This window comes from Sphingobium sp. DN12, from assembly GCF_051058005.1.
In the GTDB taxonomy this organism is placed as follows: domain Bacteria; phylum Pseudomonadota; class Alphaproteobacteria; order Sphingomonadales; family Sphingomonadaceae; genus Sphingobium; species Sphingobium yanoikuyae.
Genome location: NZ_CP173717.1, coordinates 4,656,482 through 4,674,045, shown reverse-complemented (window position 1 = coordinate 4,674,045; position 17,564 = coordinate 4,656,482). Strand labels below are relative to the sequence as shown.

Here is a 17,564-nt window from a genome sequence, read left to right as displayed (position 1 = left end):
GCCCACGGACCATCAATCAAGGATCAGCATGGCCAACAAGAACGACCCCGGCATCGACATCAGTGTGCGTGCGCCCAACCTCACCGAAATGTGGCATTCGACCATCGCCTGGTTCCAGCTTCATTATATCCAGATCCTGATCGCCATCGGCGCGGCCACGATCATCTATCTGGCGCTCGCCACGTTGCGCCGGATCGGCACCAAGCATCGCGGCCGGCGTGGCGACCCGCTGGGCCTTGGCAATGTGCTGAGCCGCGCGGCGGCGCGCACCACGCAATATTTCATGGTCATGGTCGCGGCCCGACTGGTGGTGGTGTTCGCCGATGCGCCCGCGTCGCTGGACAAGACCGTCACCTTCTTCTTCACCATCGCCGTGGTCGTGCAGGCCGCGATCTGGGCACGGGAGATCATCCTGGGCCTGATCGAGCGCAAGACGCTGGCCGAGGATGGCCAGGGCGAGACACTGGCCAATGCGATGGGCCTGATCCGCATCCTGGTGACATTTGCCCTGTTCGCGATCGCCGCAATCGTGGTGCTCGACAATCTGGGCGTCAACGTGACCGGCCTGGTCGCGGGTCTGGGCATCGGCGGCATCGCGATCGGCCTTGCCGCGCAGGGCATCTTCTCCGATCTGTTCGCGGCGCTGTCGATCATCTTCGACAAGCCGTTCCGCCAGGGCGAGATCATCACCTATGACCAGACCACGGCGCGGGTCGAGAAGATCGGCCTGAAATCGACACGGCTGCGGGCGATGAGCGGCGAGAAGAAGGTGATATCCAACGCCAATCTGCTGCAGAAGGAAATCACCAGCCTGCAGACGCTGATCCAGCGCCGCGTCACCTATGCCATCGGCATCATCTACCAGACGTCGGAGGAACAGGCCGAAGCGATCCCCACCATATTGAAGGAGATCGTCGAGGCGGAAGGCATGATCTTCGTCAATGCCGGTATCATTGCCTTTGGCGCCAGCAGCCTGGACTATCAGCTCAATTTCGATGTGCCCGATCCCGACCATCATGACTATTTCCAGATGCGCCATCGCATCGGCCTGGCCATCTGGAAGCGGTTCAATGCTGAGGGTATCGAGTTCGCCTATCCAACCCAGACCAGCTTCACCGCTAGCCCCGACGGCAAGGCGATCATGCCCTATGCCGAGGTGCAGCCGGTGCGCCGCGTCGACGGATAGAGCGAAACACCTCGCTTTACCGCAGGACCGATTCGGCTGGTCCCCTTTCCGCTTGCCGGCGGGGACCGGCCGCGCCCTTACCCACCCATCACCAATGACTGATATGGATTTGCCATGAAAATGAACCGGATGGCGGCCCTTGGCCTGCTGATCGCTGCCCCCCTTATGGCGCCTGCCGCCCATGCCGAAGGACTGGGCGCCGAAGTCAATTATGGCCGCGCCGACGGCCATTGGGGCACCGAGATCGGCGCCGGCTATGCGCTCGACATGGCGGGCTTCAGCCTGACGCCGGGCGGCGGCGTCTATCTGCGCGATGGCGACACCAAGCTCTATGGCCGGGTCGAGGCGGCCTATACGATTCCCATGTCGGTCTCGATCGGTGCGGGCGTGCGCTTCAGCGGCGACAATACCCGCCCCTATGCGACGCTGGCGATGCCACTGATCCCCAAGCTGCGTGCCAAGGCCAATGTCGGCCCGAAATATTATAGCGTCGGCCTGACGCTGGGTTACTGAGCCGAGACAATCTGCCGCGATCGGCGGGCCTGGCAGGGTCACGCCGACGCGACAGCCCCGAAGTTCACAGTGTCGTCGGGCAAATCGGGCCGTTTGCCCCGGATATGCACCACCCACGCCCCTGTCACGCGACGCCGGCGCGACACCTGGGTCACAGTTGCCTGCCGATCGGGCCACGACCAGGCGACGGTGACGCGCCATCGAGGCGACATTTGGGTCACCCCGCCATGGGCAACGGGCGATGACGCGGATTGCATCGCCGAGGATAGACCAGAGAGAGGCCGAGTAGGAAGGCGGTGGTCGGTTGGGGCCAGTTCAAGGCGGCCTGCCCCCTCCACCATCCTTCGGATGGTCCCCCTCCCCGCAAGCGGGGAGGAATGGTTTCAGCCCTGGCCCCAGAGGGTGCCGGGGTGGAGCAGGCCATCGCGCAGCGGCAGGGCACCGTCGCGATCCTTCGCCAGCAACAGCGCGCCGTCGAGATCGATCCAGTCGGCACCCTGTGCCACCAAGGCGGCAGGCGCGATGCCGAGCGAGGTGCCGAGCATGCAGCCGACCATGATGCGAAAGCCGCGCGCGCGTGCTGCCTGCGCCAATGCCAGCGCTTCGGTCAGGCCACCGGCCTTGTCGAGCTTGATATTCACCGCGTCGAAATCGCCCAGCCGGTCGAGATCGGCGCGGGTGTGGCAGCTTTCGTCAGCGCAGAGCGGCAGCGGCGCGTGTAGGCCGGCCAGCCTGTCCTCCCGCCCGTGCAGGATCGGCTGCTCGACCATTTCCACGCCCAGTTCGGCGAGCGCCGCCGCCTCCGCCACGATGTCCCGGTCATGCCAGCTTTCATTGGCGTCGACGATCAGCCGGACGCCGGGTGCGCCGGCACGCACGGCGGCGATGCGGGCATGATCGCCCTCCCCCGTCAGCTTGCATTTGAGCAGGCCGAAGCCGCGCGCGACGGCAGTGCGGGCATCGGCCTCCATCCGCTCCGGTTCGCCCAGGCTGATGGTGAAGGCGGTGGGCAGCGGGGCAGGCGCGGCAAGGCCGGCCAGTTGCCAGACCGGGACGCCAGCCCGTTTCGCCTCCAGATCCCACAGCGCGCAGTCGAGCGCATTGCGCGCGGCCCCGCGCGGCATCGCCTGCAACAGCGCCTCGCGATCGAGCGGCCCGGCATAGCCGTTGATCGCCGCCGCGCAGTCCTGTGCGGTCTCGCCCTCATAATAGATGGCCGTGCCCTCGCCCCGTCCGACATGATCGCCGTCGCCCACGGTGCAGACGACGACGTCCACCTCCGTCTTGGCGCCGCGGCTGATGATGAAGGCGCCCGCCACCGGCCAGCGTTCGACCGTCGCGGAAATTATACGGGTCATCGGCGTTTCCTGCGTCATGATTTGACCAATTGGATGGGCGCCATATGCGTGAAACAGGACTGCTGGCATAGTCCCCGCCTTTGCGACAGGAGCGTATTTCCCCGTGACTTCCCGTGAATTGACCGGCTTCCTCTCGCTGAATGAATCCGAACCCGTGACCGATGCCCTGTCCCGCCGCGTGTCCGACATGGCATGGCGCCTGACCTTTGGCGCGATCGGCTGGCCCTGGCTGCTCGCAAGCCTGTCGGGCGGTCGCAAGGCGGACAAGCGCGCGCTGCTGGACGAACTCAAACTGCCCCATGATGCGCTACCCCATCTGGGAAGCTGGAAGGCGGATGTCGGCTTCCTGCGCCATATCGTGCGCGAGATTGCGCGGCTGCGGCCGGCGCATGTCGTCGAACTGGGCGCGGGCGCATCCTCGCTGATCGCGGCGCGGGCGCTGCAATTGCATGGCGGCGGCCAGTTGCACAGTTTCGACCAGCATGGCGGCTTTGTCGACGCGACCCGGCAATGGCTGGCCGACCATGCGCTGGACGTGGATATCCGCCATGCGCCGCTGACGCACGAAAGCGCCGACTGGCCGGGCCGCTGGTATGCGATCGACCGGCTGCCCGAGCAGATCGACCTGATCATCATCGATGGCCCGCCCTGGAGCGTGCATCCGCTGGTGCGGGGGGCCGCCGACAGCCTGTTCGCGCGCCTATCCCCCAATGGCGTGGTGCTGCTGGACGATGCAGCGCGGCCGGGCGAACGGCTGGTCGCGCGCCGCTGGCGCAAGCGCTGGCCGCATATCGATTTCCGCCTGAAGCATGACGGCACCAAGGGGACGCTGGTCGGCCGGCGCCGCGACATGTCGCAACCGGTGGCCAATGACAATGAGGCCGGGCGCGGCTGGCGCCATGTCGGCCGGGCGGCGGCGATCGCCGCGCTGCTGGCGACGGGGTGGATCGGCCGGGGGGAGCTGGGCGAATTTCCCCAGGCGGCGCAGGCCAGCACCTTCCTGGACGAGGCGGCCGCATCGCGTCGTGCCGGCCTGCTGCGCCAGCAGATGGCGTCTCAGGTCGAGAGCGCAAAACTGGACGATGCCGAAATCCGGCGGTCGACCGGCATCGTGCTGCCGCGCCTGCCGGCCAATTGGCAGGTGCGGGACGTGCAACTATTCCCGACCGCCGACAGCCCGGCGATCGCGATCGCACTGACCACCGAAAAGGGCGAGCAATTGTCGCTGTTCGCCGACCGGGCGGAAACGCCGGCGGAAGGGCAGCCGCTGATCGCGGAGCGGCGCGACGGCACGGTCGCCTATTGGGAGGCCGGCGACATGGCCTATGCGCTGACCGGCAAGGCGGATACGCCGCGCCTGATGGCGCTGGCCGAACGGATCGCACCGGCGGCCTGAGCGGCGGGATGGCGCGCGCCCATTGAGGCGGGCGCGCCGCGCTGCTAACGCCCCGACATGGAGGATGCCACCGCACCCGCGCCGCGCCGCGCCGATCGCCCTGCCCTGTCGAGTCTGGCCATGCTGTGGCGCTTTGCGACGCGCTATCCGGCGCGGATCGCCGGGGCGCTGACCGCGCTGATCGTCTCTTCCGCAGCGACGCTGGCGATCCCGAGCGGCTTCCGCCTGGTGATCGACAAGGGCTTTACCGGCGGTGGCGATATCAGCCGCTGGTTCGAATATCTGTTCCTGCTCGTCGTGATCCTGGCGCTGGCAAGCGCGCTGCGCTTCTATTTCGTGTCCTGGCTGGGCGAACGGGTGGTCGCCGACATTCGCAGCGCAACCCAGGCCAATCTGCTGCGCCAGGCGCCAGCTTTCTTCGAGGAGAACAGGCCGTCGGAGATCGCCTCGCGCATGACGGCGGACACCGCGATCATCGACCAGGTAGTGGGATCGACCGTGTCGGTCGCGCTGCGCAACCTGGTCACCGGCATTGGCGGCCTCATCTATCTGTTCATATTGGCGCCCAAGCTGGCGGGGCTGCTGATCCTGGGCATACCGGTGATCGTCCTGACATTGGTGACGCTGGGCCGGCGGGTGCGCAAATTGTCGCGCGCCAGCCAGGATCGGCTCGCGGAAGTCGGCAGCGTCACCACCGAAGTGCTGGGCGCGATGAAGATCGTCCAGGGCTTTGGCCAGGAAGGGCGCGAGGCGGCCCGGTTCGACGCGACCGTCGCGAGCGGCTTTGCCACCGCCCGGCAGCGGATATTGCTGCGCGCGGTGATGACCGCCATCGCCTTTGCCCTGGTGTTCGGATCGATCACCGGCGTGTTGTGGCTGGGCGCGATCGATGTCGCGGCCGGGCGCCTGTCGGGCGGCAGCATCGCTGCCTTCGTGCTGACCGGCGGGCTGGTGGCCGGCGCGTTCGGATCCTTGTCGGAAAGCTGGGGCGACCTGTTGCGTGGCGCAGGGGCGGCAAGCCGGCTGGACGAGCTGATGGCGGCCGAGCCGGCGATCGCCGCGCCGGCGGCGCCGGTCGCGATCCCGACGCTGGCCCAAGGCGCGCGGCTGCGCTTCGACAATGTCCATTTCCATTATCCCACCCGGCCCGACCAGGCGGCGCTGAACGGCGTCACGATCGATATTGCGCCGGGCGAGACGGTGGCAGTGGTCGGCCCTTCGGGTGCCGGCAAGTCGACGCTGATCCAACTGGCGCTGCGCTTCTATGATCCCGATCAGGGCGAAGTGCGGCTGAACGATGTGCCGCTGCCGGCCGCCGATCCCGCCGCGCTGCGCGCGGCGATGGCAATGGTGCCGCAGGACAGCGTGATCTTCGCCGCGTCTGCCCGCGACAATCTGCGCTACGGCAAATGGGATGCGAGCGACGAGGAAATCTGGGCGGCGGCGCGAGCGGCCAATGCCGAAGCCTTTCTGCGCGCCCTGCCGCAGGGGCTGGACAGCCATCTGGGCGAAGGCGGCGCACGGCTGTCGGGCGGACAGCGCCAGCGCGTGTCGATCGCCCGCGCGCTGCTGCGCGATGCGCCGATCCTGTTGCTGGACGAGGCGACGTCAGCGCTCGACGCGGAATCCGAGCAACTGGTCAAGGATGCGCTCGACCGGCTGATGCAGGGGCGCACGACGATCGTCATCGCCCATCGGCTGGCGACCGTGCGGGCGGCCGACCGGATCATCGTGCTGGATCAGGGACGGATCGTCGAACAGGGCGACCATGCGACGCTGGTGGCGCTGGGCGGCCTTTATGCGCGGCTCGCCAGCCTGCAGTTCCAGGACCAGCTGGACGGCTGAAACGGTGCCCGATCGGGCAGACCGTCAGCGGCCGGACAGGCTGCGCTGGATGATATAGTCGAAGATGGCGGGATGGAGCGGGCGCTCGAAGGTGCAGCCCGATTCATGCGCGCGCACCCATTGAACGCGGGCGCGACGGCCCTCGAAGCCCGGTAGCATGATCCACAGCTCGCTGCCGACGGTGAGCTTCATGAAACTGTGCAGGCGAAAGCCGGTAAGCGACATGTCGGCGATATTGCTGGTGAACCAGGTTTCACCCGGACGCCGCACCTTGACGCTGATCACAACGTCGCGCCGTTCGGCAAGCCGGCCCCTGCGTTCCAATTCGGTCAGTCGTTCAGCGCCCATGGTCCACATCCACCCATTCCCCTTCAGCATCGCGCAGGAAGGTAAGGGAAATGTTAAGCGGGAGACGGACGGGCACAAAAAAGGGGCTGCCGAAGCAGCCCCTGGTCTGTGGTCCGATTGATCGTCCGATGGGTCGGAGACGGGAAGTCTGAGACCGACGGGCCCCGGACGATCAGGGATCAGAACGAGCTATACTGCTCGTTGCCGACGAAACCCAGCTTGGTCACGCCCGCGCGCTTGATCTCCGCCAGCACCTCGTCAACGACGACGTAGCGGGTCTGCGCGTTCGGCTGGAACTGCAGTTCCGGCTCGACGGGCAGACGCAGCGACTGCTGCAGATACTGACGCAGGGTCAGCAGGTCGATCGGCGCACCGTTCCAGCTGATCACGCCGCCGGCATCGATCGCGACCTTGTTCTTGACAGGGTCGACCACATTGTCGCTCGGAGGCGCGCTCTGCGGCAGATCGATCTTAACCGCGTGGGTCTGGATCGGAATGGTGATGATGAACATGATGAGGAGAACGAGCATGACGTCGATCAACGGCGTCGTGTTCATTTCCACCATCGGCTCACCATCATCGGAGCCCATGCTCATGGCCATAACGAATTCTCCTTATGCGGCCGATCAGAGGCGGGTCGTCGTCGAACCGGGTTCCGGTTCGGAGATGAAGCCCACCTTCGGGAAACCGGCGCGCTGCATCGTGTAGATGGTGCCGCCGATGCAACGATAGGGGGTATTGATGTCGCCGCGGATATGCACTTCGGGCAGATCCTCGGGCGTCAGATTTTCAACACCACCAGCCTTCTTGATGTCCGCTTCCAGCTTGGCGACGGCGCGATCGAGCAGTTCGTCGGAGCTGACCTTGGTCAGGTTCCAGTAAACCGCACAGCTGCCGTCGGGCGCCGAGGTGACCGACAAGGAAACATTTTCGGGTTTCGTCGTGGTCGGCTCGAACGCCACCTTGGGAAGTTGCAGATCGACCGTCTGGACGACGACCGGGACCGCGATGAGAAAGATGATGAGCAACACCAGCATGACGTCGACGAGCGGCGTCGTGTTGATGTCGGACATCGGCTTGTCGTCACCGCCGTCGGAGCCAACACTCATTGCCATTGATACAATCCTAACCTTGGTGTCGTAGGTGCCCCGTTAACCGGGGCGCCTGTCCGGCAGGGGCCGGGTGGTCGCAGCCGCCACCCGGCGCCCGAACCGGCGTCTTAAGGCGATTAGGCCTTGGTCGGCGCAGCAGCCGGCTTGGCAGCAGCAGCGGCCGGAGCGGCAGCAACGGTCGGCTTCACGGCGCCGTCCGAAACCAGGTAGGCCAGCAGGTCGACGGTGAAGCCGTTCAGCTGTTCCGAGATCGCCTTGTTGCGGCGCTGCAGGAAGTTGTAGGCCAGAACGGCGGGAACGGCCACGGCCAGACCCAGCGCGGTCATGATCAGAGCTTCACCGACCGGGCCGGCAACGGCGTCGATCGAGGCCTGACCGGCAGCGCCGATCTTGATCAGGGCGCGGTAGATGCCGATAACGGTACCGAACAGACCGATGAACGGCGAGGTCGAACCGACGGTGGCGAGGAACGCCAGGCCGCCACCGAGCGACGAGTTGATCGCGGCTTCCGAACGAGCCAGCGAGCCGTGCAGCCAGTCATGCGCTTCGACCGGATCCTTCAGCTTGCCATGCTCTTCCTGAGCCTTGATGCCGTCATCGACGATCTGCTTGTAGGCCGAGTTCTTTTCGAGCTTGGCCGAAGCTTCCTTCAGCGAACCAGCGCGCCAGAAGGTCGCACGGATCTTCTTGCCCTGGCTGATCACCTTCTGCTGTTCGATCAGCTTGGTGAACAGGATGTAGAAAGTGCCGACCGACATGGCGCAGAGGATGATGAAGACGGTCCAGGCAATGGTGCCGCCCTGCTCCAGGGCTTCCATCAGGCCGTACGGGTTTTCCGGCTTGGGCGCCGCGGCTGCGAGATACATCAACATGTTCAAGACTTCCCTCTCAAAAGGATCGTGAAAGGGGAGAGCGGCGCCGGGCGCCTGCCCTCCCGTTTAAATTACTGCGGGATCCGCCACTGAATGCGGTTCGCGTAGGTCGACGGGATCTTGTTACCCTGGTCATCTTCCGCGGGGCTAAAGCGCGCGCGGCGGGAAACCAGCTTACAAGTTGCGTCGTCCAGTTCAGGCGAGCCACTCGACTGCGTAACGGTGCAGCTCGTGACACGGCCATCGGCGCCCACTTCAAGACGGAAACCAGTGGTCCCCTGCTTTTCTTCACGCAGAGCGCGCGAAGGATAGTCTTCAGTGGTTGCCCAGGAACCCGGATTGCCACGCGGCGACACGCCCTTTGCAGCCTGCTTTGCAGCGGGCGGCGGCGGCGGGGCCGGCGGCGGTGCGGGCACCGGAACCTCATTGAACACCGGCGGCGGCGTCCGAACCGTCTGGATCGGCGGCGCGGGGGCCGGGGTCTGGACGATCGGCGGCGGCGCGACGACCGGCGGAGGCTCAATCGGCTTGTCCGGCGGCGGCGGCGGCGGCTCCTCGTCAGGTGGCGGGGGCTCCTCCTTCACGTCGATCACGTTCAGCTGTTCCGCCGCCTTTTTGACATATTTCATGCCAAGACCGGTGACGAAGGCATAGCCGAGAACAGCGTGAATCAGGGCGACGATGACGATCGATATCGTACGACTCGATCCTTGCGAGTGGTCAGCATAGGCCATTCGGCAACGACACTCCTTAACTCATCTTACCAGTGGGTTGTACAAATCAGCCAAAAACGACCCGAGCTGCCCGGGGCTATCCCCGACCACCTTTGGCCCTTATCCGTCCATTTGCTACCGTGCGAACTCCTATCGCGGCGCATCGTGGCACGCAAACGCTTTATCGAACTACCGGCTTGCGTTTACCATTACACACCGGAATGACTTGCCTGTGACATCCCTGCCACGGGCTGATAGCATAGGACGAAGATGCAGAAGAAATCCACCACGGCCATGAAGACGCTCGCCTCGTTGTGCCTCATTTCGGCCTCATATACCGCCGTTTTCCCGGCATTTTCTCAGACAAATTCGATGACAGCGCAATCATCGACGATCGCCGCCGGATTGACCTATGCCGACATTGCCGACCTTTCCGATGCGGCACCGCTGGTTGCCAACGTGCGCATTAGCAACATCGTCCCATTGAAGCCCGAACAGGCTCCGGACGTCCCGGCAGGCTATCGCAGGGTCTATGTCGAGGCCGAAGTGACCGCACTGATTCGCGGCGAAGGGGGCATAAGCCCGACCGTCGGCTATCTGTATGACGCCCGCCTCGATTCGAAGGGCAAGATGCCCAAGCTGAAAAAGGCACAGGTATTGCTGTTCGCCCGTCCGGGCGGGCGGCCGGGCCAGATTCAGCTGATCGCGCGCGATGCGCAGATCGCCGCCACCCCCGCCGAGGTCGAACGGGTGAAGACCGTTCTGTCCGCGCTGGTCGCGCCGGATGCGCCACCGCGAATCATCGGCCTGGGCGACGCCTTCCATGTGGCAGGCACGATCGCTGGCGAAGGCGAGACGCAGATTTTCCTGCGCACCGAAAATGGCGACCCGGTATCGCTGTCGATCATACGCCGCCCCGGACAACAGCCCAGCTGGGCCGTGGCGCTGGGCGAAATCGTCGACGAAGCCGCCCGCGCCCCTGCCCCCGGCAGCCTGCTCTGGTATCGGTTGAGCTGCAGCCTGCCGGCCACTTTGCCGGCCCGGTCGGTCCGCACCCTGGCAGTGCAGGACGCCGAAGCCGCGCGCGCGGATTATCAATTCGTCCTGAACGCGCTCGGCCGCTGCGCACGCAATCGAAAGCCGAACTGACACCCTACGCACTTATCTTTCAATCGGGCGCCGCTGTGCTTTTCCTTGGACAGCGGCGCTCGGGCCGCTATCAGCGCGGCTCTTACAGTGCGAAGGACCAGGAAACGCCATGACCAATCTCCACCGCCATGCCCCGCTGCGCGTCGCGCTCGTTGGCCTCGGAACGGTGGGTGGCGGCGTCATTCGCCTGCTCAACACCAATGGCGACCTGATTGCCCGCCGTGCCGGTTGTCCGGTGCAGGTCGTCGCCATCTCCGCGCGTGACCGCAACAAGGATCGCGGGGTCGACCTGTCGCCCTATGAATGGGTCGACGACATGACGACGCTGGCGACCCGCGACGATATCGACGTGGTGGTCGAACTGATCGGCGGTGCCGACGGCCCTGCCCTCACCCTCGCACGCCAGTGCCTGGCCGCCGGCAAGCCGTTCGTCACCGCGAACAAGGCGATGCTGGCCCATCATGGCCTGGACCTTGCCAGCCGCGCCGAGAAGGCGGGCGTGGCGCTCAAATATGAAGCGGCGGTCGCTGGCGGCATCCCGGTGATCAAGGGCATGCGCGAAGGCGCGGCCGCCAACGAGATCAGCCGCGTCTATGGCATCCTCAACGGCACCTGCAATTACATCCTGACCACCATGGAGAAGGAAGGCCGGGGCTTTGACGAGGTGCTGAAGGAAGCCCAGGAACTGGGCTATGCCGAGGCCGATCCGAGCTTCGACATTGACGGCGTCGATGCCGCGCACAAGCTGACCATCCTCGCCAGCCTCGCCTTTGGCACCGAACTGGACTTCGACCATGTCGCGACCACCGGCATCCGCCATGTGATCGCCGCCGACATTGCCGAGGCGGCGGCGCTGGGCTTCCGTATCCGTCTGGTCGGCATGGCGGAGAATGGGCCGGAAGGCCTGTTCCAGCGCGTCCATCCGATGCTGGTGCCGCTCGACCATCCGCTTGCCCATGTCGACGGTTCGCTCAACGCCGTTGTGGCCGAGGGCAACTTCGTCGGTCGCCTCTTCTTCCAGGGGCGTGGCGCGGGCGACGGCCCGACCGCATCGGCCGTGGTCGCCGACCTGATCGACGTGGCGCGGGACGAATATGGCGATGCGCTGGCAATGCCGGTCGCCGCCCTGACCCCGCAACAGCCGGCGGACGCCGGCCAGCGGATCGGCCGCGCCTATCTGCGCTTCAAGGTGCAGGATCGCCCCGGCGTGCTGGCCGAGATTGCCGCCGCGACCCGCGATGCCGGCGTTTCGATCGAGAGCATGATCCAGCGCGGCGCCAACCAGGCCGATGGCGTGCTGGTGGCGATCGTCACCCATGCCGGCGAGGAACGTTGCGTGCGCGAGACGCTGGAGCGGCTGGCCGGCTCCGACAGCCTGCTCGACACGCCGATGGTCATGCATATTCTGGATTGATCGCGCCGGAACCGATGGGATCAGTGCTGGCCGGCGCCCTTGACCGAATCCGGCTGGGGCGGCGGTGGCGCCATGTCGGCGTCGGGGTCGAGCAAATGGGCGATGGCCTTGCCGGCCAGCATGGCGGCGCCCAGGATCGGCACACCACCACCGACGCAACCCGTCCCCTGCCCGCCGACGACACCGCAGGCGCCTTGCCTGGGTGCGGCAGCGGAAGCGCGTGGCGTATCGCCCGCAAGCGGGCGCCCCTCGACAGGTTCGCGCGGCAGCGGCAGTCTTTCCTTCGCATTGCGCTCCGCCCGGCTGCCGCACACGACGATGCCGCCGCCGCTGCGATCGCAGGGTCGGACAACAGCGGTGCGCGCCTGATATTGCTCCATCGCGGTGCGCTGGGCGAGCGGCGCTTCATCCACCGGCACGATATCCTGCGCGGCCACCGGCGGCAGGCCGATCAGCAAAAGAGGGAAAGACAAGACCCACCGCATGACGACATCTGAACAGTCGAACATGGCGGGATGATGGCAGCGACTGGACGCTGCGGAATGCCATATAATGCAAAGGCGCGTCCATCCGTGGCATCACGACTATGAAAAGCTTTGCAAGCCCGGCAAGTTGGGTCGACAAGCAGAGGCGGACATCCTATCGCCCTGCTCTATCAGTTACAGCAGAGGAGTGGCTATGGTGCAGGCTAGTTCGATTCTCGATCGCGTCTTGGTACTCGAAATGGTGCGCGTCACCGAAGCGGCTGCAATCGCCGCATCCAAGCTGGTCGGTCGGGGCGACGAGAAGGCCGCCGACGCCGCTGCGGTCGAGGCGATGCGCCTGGCCTTCAACGACCTCTATATGGACGGCACCGTCGTGATCGGCGAGGGCGAGCGCGACGAGGCGCCGATGCTCTATATCGGCGAGAAGGTCGGCAACGCGATCGGCAAGGGGCCCAAGATCGACATCGCGCTCGATCCGCTGGAAGGCACCACCATCACCGCCAAGGCCGGCCCCAATGCGCTGGCCGTGCTCGCCATTTCGGAAGAAGGCGGCCTGCTCAACGCACCCGATGTCTATATGGACAAGATCGCCGTCGGTCCGGGCTATCCCGACAATATCATCGACCTCAACAAGTCGGTGAAGGAGAATGTCGAGGCGGTGGCCAAGGCCAAGGGCGTCGATCCGCATGAAATCATCGTCTGCGTGCTGGATCGCCCGCGCCACGAGAAGCTGATCGCCGAACTGCGCGCGATCGGTTGCGGCATCATGCTGATCCCGGACGGCGACGTTGCCGGCGTGATCGCGACCACCAATCCCGAAACCACGATCGACATCTACATGGGTTCGGGCGGCGCGCCCGAGGGCGTGCTGGCCTGTGCCGCACTGCGCTGCGTGGGTGGCCAGTTCAAGGGCCGCCTGCTGTTCCGCAACGATGACGAGAAGCAGCGTGCCTACAAGTGGGGCATCACCGACCTGGACAAGGTCTATGACCTCAAGGAACTGGCCAAGGGCGACTGCATCTTTGCCGCGACCGGCGTGACCGACGGGTCGCTGCTGGCGGGTGTGAAACATCTGCCGGGCGACAAGCTGACCACCGAGAGCGTGGTGATGCGCGCCAGCACCGGCACCGTGCGCTGGGTCAAGGGCGAGCATCGCGTCGAGCGCAAGGACGCCTGATCGGGCGGACAGGACGGAAAGACGAAGGGGGCCGAAAGGCCCCCTTTTTCGTGGTCATCGACGCGGGAAGAACCGCCCCCGATAATCGCCGACGGTCAGTGGCTGGCGCGGTGGTTGAGATCGTGGCCGAGGGCGAGAATGGCGACGCCAAGCAGCGTGTAGGCGCTTTCCTGCCAGCCATGATCCATGGTCAGCGCGCCGGCCATGATGCCAAGGCCCAGCGAACCGATCGCGGCGGGCATCATGAAGCGATGGACGAGCGCGCCATGGCCGAGCGCGATCGCGCCCATCAGGATGGCGAGCGCCAGCCCCGCTTCATGGAAGATCGGACTGTCGAAAATGCCACCGGCCGATGCCAGCAGACCCAGCACCACTGCGGTCAGGAAACAATGCGCGACGCACAGCCCCGAAAGCGCCATCGCAAGGCGATCGAGGCGTCCGGATTCCAGGGCGTGACGGAAGCTGAGCAGCATGGTGCGTGCTACATAGTCGAGACCGGCATAAGTTACAACATAACATCACCGATTTTTCCGGCGGGAAAGACGCTCCCGTTCCGCCGGACCGTCAGGCGGCGAAGCGCAGACAGTTGCGGCCGCTGCCCTTGGCGGCATAGAGCGCCTTGTCCGCCGCCTCCATCAGGGTCGCGGCGCTGGCGCTGCCGTCCAGTTCGACAAGGCCAGCGCTGAAGGTGATGGCGATATCCTCGCCATTGCCGAGCGGGAAAGGCCGCACCCCGACGCGGGTGCGCAGATGCTCGCAGATGCGCTCGGCCCGTTCCAGATCGACATCGGGCAGCAGCACGGCAAATTCCTCGCCGCCCAGGCGCCCGATGCTGCCGGTGCCACGCAGCGCCTGGCGCAGCCGCTCGACAAAGCCGACCAGCACCCGGTCGCCAGCGGCATGGCCATGGCGGTCATTGACCGACTTGAAATGATCGATGTCGATCAGCAGCAGGCAGGCCCGCCCGCCAGCCGCGACGCGGGCGATCTGGTCGTCCAGCTTTTCCTGCAACGCGCGACGGCTGTCGGCGCCGGTCAGGGCATCCTGCGCCGCGGCCTGGTGCAGCGCCCGCTGGCGCGCCTTGTGGCGGGAAATGTCGCGCACCGTGCTGATGACGCCGATCGCCCGCCCCTGCTCGTCCAGCACGGCGCGGACCAGCATCTCATACCAGTCAAAGTCATTGTCCGGCCGGTTGGGGCGAAATTCGACCGCATGCGCCTCCCCCGGATGGGCGAGCGCGCGGCGATGGGTGACGATTGCGAAGGGGCGATATTCCGGATCGATCAGGTCGACCGCGGCCTGGCCCAGCAGTTTGTCTGCATCAATGCCGATCTGGTCGACGGCCGAGGGCGAGACATATTGGATGATGCCGTCGATGCTGAGATTGACCACGCCGTCGCCGCTATGTTCGGCGAAGGCGCGATAGCGCGCCTCGCTGTCGCGCAGCATGCGGATCAGCCGGCGACGGCTGTTGAGTTCGGCGGCCACGGGGACCGACAGCAGGAAGCTGAGCGCCAGATAGAATTGGAAGAACTGGATGCGTTCGGGAATGCTGGCCGCGACCAGACGGAGCGGTCCATGGCCGGTCATGGTCGCCGTGCCGCCGATCAGCGCCAGGATGACGATCGCCGCCGCCGACCCCGCATAGCCGGTGCGGAAGGCGATCAGCACCAGCGGCAGCAGCGAGGCGAACAGCATCGGATAACCGGCACCATAAAAAATCCACCAGGTGCACAGGGCGAAGGCGGACAGCAGGCCGAATGCCTCCAGCCGCTCGACCGGCCGGGCCTGGCGCGCCCAGCGGCTCACCTCGCCCTGCAGCAGGATCAGCAGCAGCGGTGTGCAGATGAGGCCGCCCAACACATGGCCGCTATACCATTGCAGCCAGATATGGGGGAAATCCCCCCCCAGCAAAGTGGAGACCACCAGCCCGGCGCCGATACCGGCAAGCACATTGGCAACGCCCGCCAGCGCGAAGATGAAGATGCTCAATTCACGCATAGATGCGGCGATCTGTCGTCCGACGCCGAGCCGGCAGCAGATATAGGCGACCACCAGCGCCTCTCCGACATTAAGGATAGCCATCGGCACCGCCGCCAGTGCGCCGATGCCGAACAGCGCCGTCGCGATCGTGCTGGCGATCATGCAGGAGAGGATGAGACGCGGCCAAGCGCGCATGCGCGCGGTCATCATTTCCGCCATCAGCAGGGCATTGGCGCCCCAGATGAAGGCCAAGCCGCCTTCGAATCGCGATGTCAGCAGAGCAAGCGACGCGACCGCAAAGTAAAGCAGGCCGGTAAATACCGACATTTTCAGGGAAATATGGCGAAGGGCGGGCCGCGTCATGTTCCCATCCGGGTTAAGCGGACAATGTTAATATATATTCCTATGCCGCCGACTATTTGACGACGACTAAAGCAAACAGGCCCCGGCGATCATCACCGGGGCCTGTTTTTACAATATTACAAGTCTATTCAACTGGATGCGTCAGCCAACAGCGCATCGGTCGGGGCCGAAATCGACGGATTGCGATCCTTGATCGTGGCCCGCGCCTGGCGCACGCCGGCGCCATAATCGGGATGGACCTGATCGAAGAGCCTGCACTGGCGCTCCTCGATCGCGTCCGGGATATCGCCCATGGCGGCGGCGATATTGGCGAAGAGCCGCGCCTTCTGCGCATCGTCGAACAGGTTGAACAGCGCGCGCGGCTGGCCGAAATCATCATTGCCTTCGCGATGATTATAGCGGTCGGCATCGCCCGAAATCTTCAGCGGCGGCTCCAGGAAGCGCTGATCCTCGACCGGGCCGCCAAAGCTGTTGGGCTCATAATAGGCGGCCGGGTTCGGATTGTTCGGGAAGAAGCGCATCGCCCCGTCCTTGTGATAATGATGCACCGGGCATTTGGGCGCGTTGACCGGCAGCGCCTCATAATGGGTGCCGATCCGGTGCCGGTGCGCATCGGCATAGGAGAAGATGCGTGCCTGGAGCATCTTGTCGGGCGAGAAGCCGATGCCCGGCACGATGTTGGACGGCGAGAAGGCGGCCTGCTCGATCTCCGCGAAATAATTGTCGGCGTTGCGGTTGAGCTCCAGCACGCCGACGTCGATCGGCGGATAATCGGCATGCGGCCAGACCTTGGTGAGGTCGAACGGATTATAGGGCGTCTTGTCCGCATCCAGTTCCGGCATGATCTGGACCTGCATCTTCCATTTGGGGAAGTCGCCCTTCTCGATCGCCTCGAACAGATCCTCCTGCGTGGATTCGCGGGTGCGACCGACGACATCCGCCGCTTCCTCATTGGTCCAGTGGCGGTGGCCCTGCATCGTCTTGAAGTGGAACTTCACCCAAAAGCGCTCGCCAGCGTCGTTGATGAAGCTGAAAGTGTGGCTGCCATAGCCGTTGATGTGGCGCACATCGGTCGGCAGGCCACGATCCGACATCAGGATCGTCACCTGGTGCAGCGATTCAGGGCTCAAGGACCAGAAGTCCCACATTGCCGTGGGCGAGCGCAGGTTGGTGCGCGGATGGCGCTTCTGCGTGTGGATGAAATCGGGGAATTTCAGCGGATCGCGCACGAAGAAGACCGGCGTGTTGTTACCGACCAGATCCCAATTGCCTTCGGGCGTATAGAATTTCATCGCAAAGCCGCGCACGTCGCGCTCGGCATCGGCCGCGCCCAATTCGCCGGCCACGGTCGAAAAGCGCAGGATCATCGGCGTCTGCGCGCCCGGCTGCAGTGCCTTGGCCTTGGTATATTTGGAAATGTCGCCAGTGATCGTCAGCGTGCCATAAGCGCCCCAGCCCTTGGCATGGACGACACGTTCGGGGATGCGTTCGCGATTCTGGTGCGCCAGCTTTTCGAGCAGCTGATAATCCTGGAGCAGCAGCGGCCCGCGCGGACCTGCGCTCAGACTATTCTGGTTATCGGCAATCGGCGCACCCGCGCTCGTCGTCATCACTGGCTTATCGACCATGTCGTCCTCCTCAGCTTTGGAT

17 protein-coding genes are annotated in these 17,564 nt (G+C 65.1%); 7 read left to right on the top strand and 10 right to left on the bottom strand.

From position 1 onward, the window contains the following. The first annotated feature begins 28 nt into the window (after window positions 1-28). Together ACI6S0_RS22260 and ACI6S0_RS22255 are read left to right on the top strand one after the other, a co-directional pair. Window positions 29-1,186: a mechanosensitive ion channel family protein gene (locus ACI6S0_RS22260; protein WP_214863657.1), complete on the top strand. Its 1,158-nt coding sequence runs from the start codon at window positions 29-31 to the stop codon at window positions 1,184-1,186. A 114-nt stretch (window positions 1,187-1,300) separates the two neighbouring features. Continuing rightward, the gene (locus ACI6S0_RS22255; RefSeq protein WP_010336879.1) at window positions 1,301-1,699 is read left to right on the top strand and encodes a hypothetical protein; all 399 of its coding nucleotides are present in this window, start codon (window positions 1,301-1,303) and stop codon (window positions 1,697-1,699) included. Window positions 1,700-2,082: 383 nt separating this feature from the next. Here the strand turns inward: ACI6S0_RS22255 and dgcA are convergent, their stop codons facing one another. Further along, entirely contained in the window at window positions 2,083-3,057 is a 975-nt protein-coding gene (gene dgcA / locus ACI6S0_RS22250) for an N-acetyl-D-Glu racemase DgcA (RefSeq protein WP_434404369.1), read from the bottom strand. Window positions 3,058-3,160: 103 nt separating this feature from the next. Here dgcA and ACI6S0_RS22245 point away from each other — a divergent pair, with 103 nt between their 5' ends. Continuing rightward, window positions 3,161-4,453, top strand: coding sequence for a class I SAM-dependent methyltransferase (locus tag ACI6S0_RS22245; RefSeq protein ID WP_434404368.1), 1,293 nt, complete (start codon window positions 3,161-3,163; stop codon window positions 4,451-4,453). Window positions 4,454-4,510: 57 nt separating this feature from the next. Beyond that, entirely contained in the window at window positions 4,511-6,298 is a 1,788-nt protein-coding gene (locus ACI6S0_RS22240) for an ABC transporter transmembrane domain-containing protein (RefSeq protein WP_313392940.1), read from the top strand. 24 nt (window positions 6,299-6,322) lie between these two features. Here the strand turns inward: ACI6S0_RS22240 and ACI6S0_RS22235 are convergent, their stop codons facing one another. The 5 genes from ACI6S0_RS22235 to ACI6S0_RS22215 all read right to left on the bottom strand — a co-directional run bounded on the left by ACI6S0_RS22235 (window position 6,323) and on the right by ACI6S0_RS22215 (window position 9,364). Further along, entirely contained in the window at window positions 6,323-6,646 is a 324-nt protein-coding gene (locus tag ACI6S0_RS22235; RefSeq protein WP_099232017.1) for a PilZ domain-containing protein, read from the bottom strand. A gap of 179 nt (window positions 6,647-6,825) precedes the next feature. Beyond that, window positions 6,826-7,248, bottom strand: coding sequence for an ExbD/TolR family protein (locus tag ACI6S0_RS22230; RefSeq protein WP_004209993.1), 423 nt, complete (start codon window positions 7,246-7,248; stop codon window positions 6,826-6,828). A gap of 24 nt (window positions 7,249-7,272) precedes the next feature. Continuing rightward, window positions 7,273-7,761, bottom strand: coding sequence for an ExbD/TolR family protein (locus ACI6S0_RS22225; RefSeq protein WP_004209992.1), 489 nt, complete (start codon window positions 7,759-7,761; stop codon window positions 7,273-7,275). 113 nt (window positions 7,762-7,874) lie between these two features. After that, complete coding sequence (locus ACI6S0_RS22220) at window positions 7,875-8,630, bottom strand: MotA/TolQ/ExbB proton channel family protein (protein WP_169862852.1); 756 nt, start codon at window positions 8,628-8,630, stop codon at window positions 7,875-7,877. A 71-nt stretch (window positions 8,631-8,701) separates the two neighbouring features. Then, on the bottom strand, window positions 8,702-9,364 hold the full coding sequence (locus tag ACI6S0_RS22215; RefSeq protein WP_004209989.1) for an energy transducer TonB: 663 nt from the start codon (window positions 9,362-9,364) through the stop codon (window positions 8,702-8,704). A 249-nt stretch (window positions 9,365-9,613) separates the two neighbouring features. Between ACI6S0_RS22215 and ACI6S0_RS22210 the strand changes: the two genes are divergently transcribed. Next, complete coding sequence (locus ACI6S0_RS22210) at window positions 9,614-10,492, top strand: hypothetical protein (RefSeq protein WP_214863665.1); 879 nt, start codon at window positions 9,614-9,616, stop codon at window positions 10,490-10,492. A gap of 109 nt (window positions 10,493-10,601) precedes the next feature. After that, a complete protein-coding gene (locus tag ACI6S0_RS22205) occupies window positions 10,602-11,906 on the top strand; it encodes a homoserine dehydrogenase (RefSeq protein WP_010336871.1) in 1,305 nt (434 codons plus the stop codon). A gap of 20 nt (window positions 11,907-11,926) precedes the next feature. Here the strand turns inward: ACI6S0_RS22205 and ACI6S0_RS22200 are convergent, their stop codons facing one another. Next, on the bottom strand, window positions 11,927-12,364 hold the full coding sequence (locus tag ACI6S0_RS22200) for a hypothetical protein (protein WP_434405989.1): 438 nt from the start codon (window positions 12,362-12,364) through the stop codon (window positions 11,927-11,929). A 220-nt stretch (window positions 12,365-12,584) separates the two neighbouring features. Here ACI6S0_RS22200 and glpX point away from each other — a divergent pair, with 220 nt between their 5' ends. Continuing rightward, window positions 12,585-13,568 carry a class II fructose-bisphosphatase gene (gene glpX / locus ACI6S0_RS22195; protein WP_004209983.1) on the top strand — a complete coding sequence of 328 codons (984 nt, stop codon included), beginning with the start codon at window positions 12,585-12,587 and terminating at the stop codon, window positions 13,566-13,568. A 95-nt stretch (window positions 13,569-13,663) separates the two neighbouring features. Here the strand turns inward: glpX and ACI6S0_RS22190 are convergent, their stop codons facing one another. The 3 genes from ACI6S0_RS22190 to ACI6S0_RS22180 form a co-directional block, all read right to left on the bottom strand. Next, window positions 13,664-14,041 (bottom strand): MerC domain-containing protein, encoded by a 378-nt coding sequence (locus ACI6S0_RS22190; protein ID WP_004209982.1) that lies wholly within the window; start codon window positions 14,039-14,041, stop codon window positions 13,664-13,666. Window positions 14,042-14,132: 91 nt separating this feature from the next. Continuing rightward, a complete protein-coding gene (locus ACI6S0_RS22185; RefSeq protein WP_434404367.1) occupies window positions 14,133-15,914 on the bottom strand; it encodes a diguanylate cyclase domain-containing protein in 1,782 nt (593 codons plus the stop codon). Window positions 15,915-16,042: 128 nt separating this feature from the next. Further along, entirely contained in the window at window positions 16,043-17,542 is a 1,500-nt protein-coding gene (locus ACI6S0_RS22180) for a catalase (RefSeq protein ID WP_434404365.1), read from the bottom strand. Window positions 17,543-17,564 lie beyond the last annotated feature (22 nt).